4 protein-coding genes and 1 pseudogene are annotated in these 6,779 nt (G+C 71.2%); 1 reads left to right on the top strand and 4 read right to left on the bottom strand.

Annotation, left to right across the window (positions count from 1 at the left end):
* Positions 1 to 203: 203 nt before the first annotated feature.
* The 3 genes from V7Z97_RS18655 to V7Z97_RS18645 are packed head-to-tail and all read right to left on the bottom strand — an operon-like array spanning position 204 to position 5,337.
* Positions 204 to 2,585 carry a glycoside hydrolase family 3 N-terminal domain-containing protein gene (locus V7Z97_RS18655; RefSeq protein WP_334164945.1) on the bottom strand — a complete coding sequence of 794 codons (2,382 nt, stop codon included), beginning with the start codon at positions 2,583 to 2,585 and terminating at the stop codon, positions 204 to 206.
* Positions 2,582 to 4,228 carry a glycoside hydrolase family 43 protein gene (locus tag V7Z97_RS18650; RefSeq protein WP_334164944.1) on the bottom strand — a complete coding sequence of 549 codons (1,647 nt, stop codon included), beginning with the start codon at positions 4,226 to 4,228 and terminating at the stop codon, positions 2,582 to 2,584. Before V7Z97_RS18650 ends, V7Z97_RS18655 begins: the two co-directional genes overlap by 4 nt.
* Positions 4,219 to 5,337: an endo-1,4-beta-xylanase gene (locus V7Z97_RS18645; protein WP_334164943.1), complete on the bottom strand. Its 1,119-nt coding sequence runs from the start codon at positions 5,335 to 5,337 to the stop codon at positions 4,219 to 4,221. The genes V7Z97_RS18650 and V7Z97_RS18645 overlap by 10 nt, the downstream gene beginning before the upstream one ends.
* A gap of 177 nt (positions 5,338 to 5,514) precedes the next feature.
* On the opposite strand from V7Z97_RS18645, the gene V7Z97_RS18640 reads away from it, so the two are divergent.
* The gene (locus V7Z97_RS18640; RefSeq protein WP_334164942.1) at positions 5,515 to 6,285 is read left to right on the top strand and encodes a YciC family protein; all 771 of its coding nucleotides are present in this window, start codon (positions 5,515 to 5,517) and stop codon (positions 6,283 to 6,285) included.
* Here the strand turns inward: V7Z97_RS18640 and V7Z97_RS18635 are convergent.
* Positions 6,282 to 6,779 (bottom strand): annotated as a pseudogene (locus V7Z97_RS18635) (RDD family protein); the annotation flags it as partial. The gene V7Z97_RS18640 and the pseudogene V7Z97_RS18635 sit on opposite strands and share 4 nt — an antisense overlap.

The following is a 6,779-nucleotide window of genomic DNA, read 5'->3' as shown; positions in this document are numbered from 1 at the left end:
AGGCCCTGGAGCGCGCCCAGCAGGAGAGCAAGGCCCGCCGCAGCCAGATCGCCAAACGCGTGGCGATCTAGCCCCCCATCACTCCCCGTTGTCGTCCCGGCGTAGCCAGGCGCGCCCGTACACGCGAACACCGAGGGCGGCGCGGCGAGCGCGTGGAGCAGAAGGACCAGCGCCCCGGCCCCGGAGGACTGTGGCTCCGGGCGTCAGGCGACCGCGAACTGGGCGCTCTTCAGGTCCACCGAATTGGGGCCGACGGACACCGTGAACTTCCCGGGCTCCACCACCCGCTTCATGTCGATGTTCCAGATGGCGAGGTCGTCGGGCGTCAGGTCGAAGGCCACCGTGGTCCGCGCGCCGGGCGCCAGCGTCACCCGCCGGAACCGTTTCAGCTCCAGGAGCGGCCGGGTCACGGAGGCGGCCTCGTCGCGCAGGTAGAGCTGCACCACCTCGTCGCCCTCGCGCGCCCCCGTGTTCGCCACGTCCACTTCCACGCGCAGGGTGTCGGCGACGCCCAGACTGGCCCGCGACAGGCGCGGCGCCGAGATTTCGAAGGTGGTGTAGGAAAGCCCGAACCCGAACGGGTAGAGCGGGCTCGTGTCGCCGAACAGGTAGCCCCGCCGCGAGGTCGGTTTGCGGTTGTAGAACATCGGCAGCTGGCCCGCGTCGCGGGCGATGGTCACCGGCAGCTTGCCGCCGGGGTTCGCCCGGCCGAACAGCACGTCGGCCACGGCGTGGCCGGTCTCCTGGCCGAGGTACCAGCCCTCGATCAGGGCGTCGGCCTTCTCCGCCAGCAGGTTCACCGCCAGCGGACGACCGTTCAGCAGCAGCACCACCGTGGGCTTCCCGAGCGCGAAGATCGCGCGCGCCAGGTCCTCCTGCTGGCCGATCAGGCCCAGCTCGCTGCGGTCGCCCAGGTGGTTGTCGGCCCAGGCCTCCCGGCTGGTCTGCTCGTTGTCGCCCAGCACCATCAGCACCACATCGGCGCGGCGGGCGACCTCCACGGCCTCGGCGATGAGACGGGCGTTCACCGCCGGGTCCACGAGCTTCACCTCGTCGGCGGCCCAGACCCGGCTCTCCGTGATCCGCACCGCTTCCGCATAGTCCACCTGGAAGCGGCCTCGAGCCTCCGCCTGCATGCCCTCCAGCACGCTCACCACCTTGCGCGGAATCTCGCTGTAGCCGCCGATCGGGGTGTCGCGGGCGTGCGTGCCCAGCACCGCCAGCCGGCCGATCCTGCCGGCGTCGAGCGGCAGCAGGCCCTTGTCGTTCTTCAAGAGAACCATGGTCTTGCGCGCCGCCTCGCGGGCGAGCGCGACAGCCTCGGGCGTGGCCGTCAGCCGGTCGGCGCTGCGAACGTCGGCGTAGGGGTTCTCGAAGAGTCCGCCCTCGAACTTCAGGCGCAGCACCCGGCGCACTGCCGTGTCGATCTGGTCCTGGGAGATCCGGCCGGCCCGCACCAGGGCCTGGAGCGCGTTGTAGCAGTCGCCGTCCGGCAGCTCGACGTCGACGCCGGCGTTCATCGCCGCCACGGCGGCGTCGTCGCCGGTTTCGAACATCCGGTGCCGGGTGACCATCTCGCGGACCGCGAAATAGTCGCTGAGCGTCGCGCCCTCGAACCCCCACTCGCCGCGCAGCACGTCGGTCAGCAGCCACCTGTTGGCATGCGAGGGCACGCCGTCGATCTCGTTGTACGAGGGCATGACGGAGAGGACATTGGCCTCCTTCACCGCCCGCTCGAACGGCGGGAAGAAGTTCTCCCGGAGGATCCGCTCGGAGATCTGCGCCGGACCGATGTTGGTCCCGCTCTCCGGCTGGCCATGGCCGGTCATATGCTTGAGCGTGACGAACACCTTGTCCCTGGCCAGCGGCAGGGTGCGCCCCTGGAAGCCGCGGATGGCGGCGAGTCCCATCTCGGCGACCAGGTGGGGGTCCTCGCCGTAGGTCTCCTCGATGCGGCCCCACCGGGGATCGCGGGCCACGTCGACGACCGGCGCCAGGGCGATGTTCGACCCGCGGGCGCGCATCTCCCGCGCGGCGACCGAGAACACCTTCTCCACCAGCTCGGGGTCCCAGGTGGAGGCGAGCCCGATGGCCTGCGGGAACATGGTCGATTCGCGCGCCACATAGCCGTGCAGGGCCTCGTCGTGCATCAGCATCGGGATGCCGAGGCGGGTCTGGGTCATCGCCCAGCGCTGGGCCGCGTTGATGTAGCGGGCGGTCTCCACCGGCGTGCGGTTGACGGTGCCGGGCGCCGCGCCCGCATGCGGGCCCTCGGTCGCGCCGCGGCGGTCGGACGGCCGGGAGATCTGGCCGAGGCCGTGCGGGAAGGCCGCGCTCGCCTTCTGCGGCGAGAACTCCGCGTCGGCCGTCTGGATGGTCTCTTTCTTCAGCCAGATGCCGACCAGCTGGGCGCACTTCTCCTCCAGCGTCATGCGGCCGATCAGGTCGTCGATGCGCGCGTCGGTGGGCGCCTTCGGGTCCTTGTACAGCGGCCGGCCCTGGGACTGGGCGGGCCGGGCCGCGAGCGCCGCGGAGATCGCGATCAGGCTGGCGCCGACATGGCGGCGGGTGAGGCTCGTCGTCATGGGGTCTCTTCCGAATAGGCGTAAAGGCCGAAGGTGACGCCGACGAAGCCGCCGGCGGTCTTGGTGGAGAGGATCGTGCCGTCGGCGCCCGCGTGCAGCATGGTCCAGCGGCCGGGCTCGACGGCGTAGAGGAAGTCGTAGCGGTCGCCCCGGGCGACGATCTTCAGCTCCACAGGCCGCCCGTCCGGCGCCGGCGCGGCCGCCAGGGTGACGCCGTGCGGCGCCTGGCCCTTGCCCGCCCGGCGCTCGAGCTTCACGATCGTGCGGCCGCCGTCGCGGGCCAGGCTCAGGAGGTAGAAGAAGTCCTCGCTCTGCAGCGCCGCGAGGCCCGCGCGGTCGCCCTCACCCGACGGCGTGAACGCCACCCGCGTGGCGGCCTCCGCCCGCATGTGCTGCTGCCGCCGGCCGAAGTAGGAGGGCTGGCCGAGCGAGCCCAGGGGGACGTTCCGCGCCTGCAGCGTCAGCGCGCCGCCGTCCAGGCGGTGCCAGCGGGACTTGGGCGTGCGGATGGTCATCCAGGCCGGACCGAGCGCCGGGGCGTCGAACTCGTCCCGATAGGCGTCGGGCGCGGGCCCCCGACCCGCCGGCAGCTTCGGCCGGGGCAGGACCGCGGGGATGGCCGCGTCGCCCTCGAGGATCACCGGCCAGCCGTCCTTCCAGGTGACCGGCAGCAGGAAGGTCTCGCGGCCGGTGTTGTAGAAGTCGCCCGCGTAGGGCCGGGTCGCCAGGAAGGTCGCCCACCACTCGCCGGCCGGCGTCTCCAGCAGGTCGGCGTGGCCCGCCGAGGTGATCGGGTTCGGCCGGTCGCCCGGCAGGTGGCGCTGGGTGAGGATCGGGTTGCCGGCGTAGGGCTGGTAGGGCCCCCAGACGTCGCGGCTCCGCAGGACGACCTGGGAGTGCTGCTCGGACGTGCCGCCCTCGGCGCAGGTCAGGTAGTACCAGCCGTCCTTCAGGTAGATGTGCGGCCCCTCGATCCAGATCGGCTTCTTGGAGAGATCGACGCCGCCGTTCACCAGCACCCTGCGCGGGCCGACCGGCTTCAGCGCCTTCAGGTCGAACTCCTGCATCCAGATGGCGCGGTGGCCCTCGTAGAGAGGCGTCCCCTCGGGGGGGCCGTTGTTCAGCAGGTAGGCGCGGCCGTCGTCGTCGAAGAAGAAGGCGGGGTCGATGCCGTCCACCTCCCGGATCCAGACCGGGTCCGACCACGGACCCGCCGGGTCCTTGGCGGTGATCAGGTAGTTCCCGCCACAGTCCACGCAGGTGTTGAGGATGTAGAAGGTCCCGTCGCGCCAGGTCATGTCCGGCGCGAACACCCCGCGCGACAGGCCCAGGCCTGAGAAGTCGAGCTGCCCTGGGCGATCGATGGCGTTGCCGATCTGCTCCCAGCTCACCAGATCGCGGCTTCTGAACACCGGCAGGCCCGGGAAGTAGGAGAAGGTGGAGGTCACCAGGTAGTAGTCGTCGCCAACCCGCAGCGAGGTGGGGTCCGGGTAGAAGCCGGTGAGCACCGGGTTTCGGAACTGGCCGGCCGGCGCCGCAGGCGGGGCCTCGCCGCGGTAGTCGAACCAGTCGAACCGCGCCTCGCCGGCAGCGGCGGGGCCGGCGAGAGCCAGCGCCAGGATCAGCGAGCGGATCATGCCCATGGCGTGCGCTCCGGAGCGGCGCGGAAGGCGGCCGCGATCGCCTCGCGCATCGGTTTGGCGCGCAGCTCGGCGTCGTAGGGCGTCGGGCGCTTGGGCAGCCCGTCGGCGCGCGGCGCCGCGCCCTGCAGCCAGGAGTAGGTGTCCGCCAGGCCCCAGACGAGCACCTGCTTCGTCTCCGGATAGGACAGCATCAGGTCCAGGTAGTCGCGGGTCAGCGCCGCCACCTCCGCGTCGCGGCGGGGGATGTCGGCCGGCAGCGCCTTGTCGTTGGCGTCGAGCTCGGTGATCAGCAGGTCGAGGCCCATGCCCCGGGCCTCGTCGAGGAAGGCCCGCCACTCCCGCTGGTCGGCGGCCGGGAAGCTTGCCACCTCCGGCTCGTCCACCCCGCCGCCGATGTGGCCCTGGACGCCCAGCGCATGCACCGGAACGTCCTTCGCCTTGAGCCGCTCCAGGAGCCTCAGCACGCCCGCCCGGTGCTTCGCGAAAAACGGGCCCCAGCCCATGTAGTCGTTGTAGACGAGCCTGGCGTTCGGGGCGGCTTCGCGTGCGGCGTGGAAGGCGAGCTCCACGAGCTCGGGGCCGACTGCGCGGGCTAGGGTGGTGTTCCGTTCCGCGCCGGTCGCGGGGTCGATCGTCTCGTTGACGACGTCCCAGGATTGCACCTGCGGATAGCGGCCGGCCACCGTCCTCACATAGCCGGTGAGCCAGCGCGCGGCGGCGTCCCGCCCGCCGAAGTCGTGGCCCTTCACCCAGGCCGGCGTGAACTCGTCCTTGTTCCACAAGAGGGTGTGGCCGCGCAGGACCATGTCGTGCTCGCGGGCGAAGGCGGCGATGGCGTCCGCCGGCCCGAAGCGCCAGGCGCCTTCCGCCTGCGGCATCAGCGAATAGAGCTTGTGCTCGTTCTCGGCGACCAGCGCCCCGCACTCCGCGGCGATAAGCCTGCGGTAGGCCGGATCGGCCAGGCCCCGTCCGCCCAGGGCGGAGCCGAACCGCACGCCCTTGGTTCGCGCCAGCCGGTCCAGCGAGTCCGGGGCGGGCGCGGCGGCGCCCACCAGAACGGCGGCCGACCCCGCGGCCAGCGCTTCCCGACGCGATAATCCTCGCGGCACGCCCAACCTCCCCTTCCTCGGGTCTCGTCTGCGCCGCCACGCGGCCCGCGGACCCTTGTCATCCGAATGTGTGCCGGACGTGGTCAGACCAATCAAGCGATTTCTGGTAGCGCTCCCATCCATCGACGACCCGCGTGATGCATGGTTTGCTTCACCCTGGGGAACGGGAGGGACGCCATGACCACAGCCACGATGGCTTCGGACAAGCTCGAGATCGGTCGCGTGATCCAGCAGACCTTCGAGGTGCTGGGCCGCAACTTCGTCACCTTCCTGGCGCTCGCCGCAATCCTCACGGGCATCCCAACCGTGATTGTCGGCCTGATCCAGATGGAGGCGTCGGAGACGAACTCGGCCACGGCCTGGGCATGGTTCGTCACGACGGGGCTGATCTCCGGCGTGGCGGCCCTCGTCCTGCAGGGCGCCCTCACCTACGGAGCCATCCACTACCTCAACGACCGCAGGGTGAGCATCGCCGAGAGCATCACCATCGGTCTCAGGTCGTTTCTGGCCCTGTTCGCGGTGGGACTGCTCTACGGCCTGGCCGTGGCCCTTGGCTCGCTGCTCCTGCTGGTCCCGGGGATCATGATCGCCATTGCCTGGTGCGTGGCCGTGCCGGTCCTGATCGCCGAGCGCAAGCCGATCATGGACACCTTCGGCCGCAGCGCCGAGCTGACCCGCGGCAACCGCTGGCGAATCTTCGGCCTCGTGCTGATCTACGTCGTCGCCTACGTGATCATCGGCGCGATCATCGCGGCGCTCTCAGGCGCCTGGCTGCTGGTGAACGGGGACGGCGACGTCGGCGCCGGCCCAGGCGAAATCGCCGTCAACACCGTCACCAACGTCATCTCGTCCCTGATCGGCGCCACCGGCGGAGCGGTGCTCTACACCGAACTGCGGCGCGTGCGCGAAGGCGCGACGCCGAACGCGCTCGCCGCCATCTTCGACTAGGCCTGGTCGAACTTGTCGCGGCGACGGTGGCCGAAGAGCATGCGCTTCTCCAGCCGCCCGCGAAGTCCCGCATAGTAGGCGGACAGGAATGCCTGGTCGGACAGGTCGGCCGGTCCCTCCCACGCGATCTTGGCGCGGATCCGCTTGGCGACCTCGGCCATGGTGCGCCGCTCGCGCGATCGCAGGACGCCCTCCAGAACGTGCAGCTCCTTGACCCCGTAGGCGTCGAGCTGGGCCTGGGTGAAGGCGAGGCCGGCGCCGGCGGGCGCGTCCCGCGTCAGGTCCGGGCGCAGCACCCGCCGGGGCGCCTTCACCACCATGGTCCCCGCCGCCAGGTCGCCCAGGCGCAGCCGGTCGCGGTTGAACAGCGGGAAGACCACGAACACGCCGCTCCAGACCACCCCCAGCCCGATCAGCCAGGCGTCCACGCCCTCCCCGCGGGCGAAGAAGAAGGCGGCCGGCAGGAAGACCTCCAACTCGCGCATGGCGTTGCG

This window comes from Phenylobacterium sp. (genome assembly GCF_036821595.1).
Taxonomy (GTDB): Bacteria; Pseudomonadota; Alphaproteobacteria; order Caulobacterales; family Caulobacteraceae; genus Phenylobacterium.
Note: the sequence above shows the minus strand (reverse complement) of the source record. Positions and strands in the feature narration are given on the sequence as shown.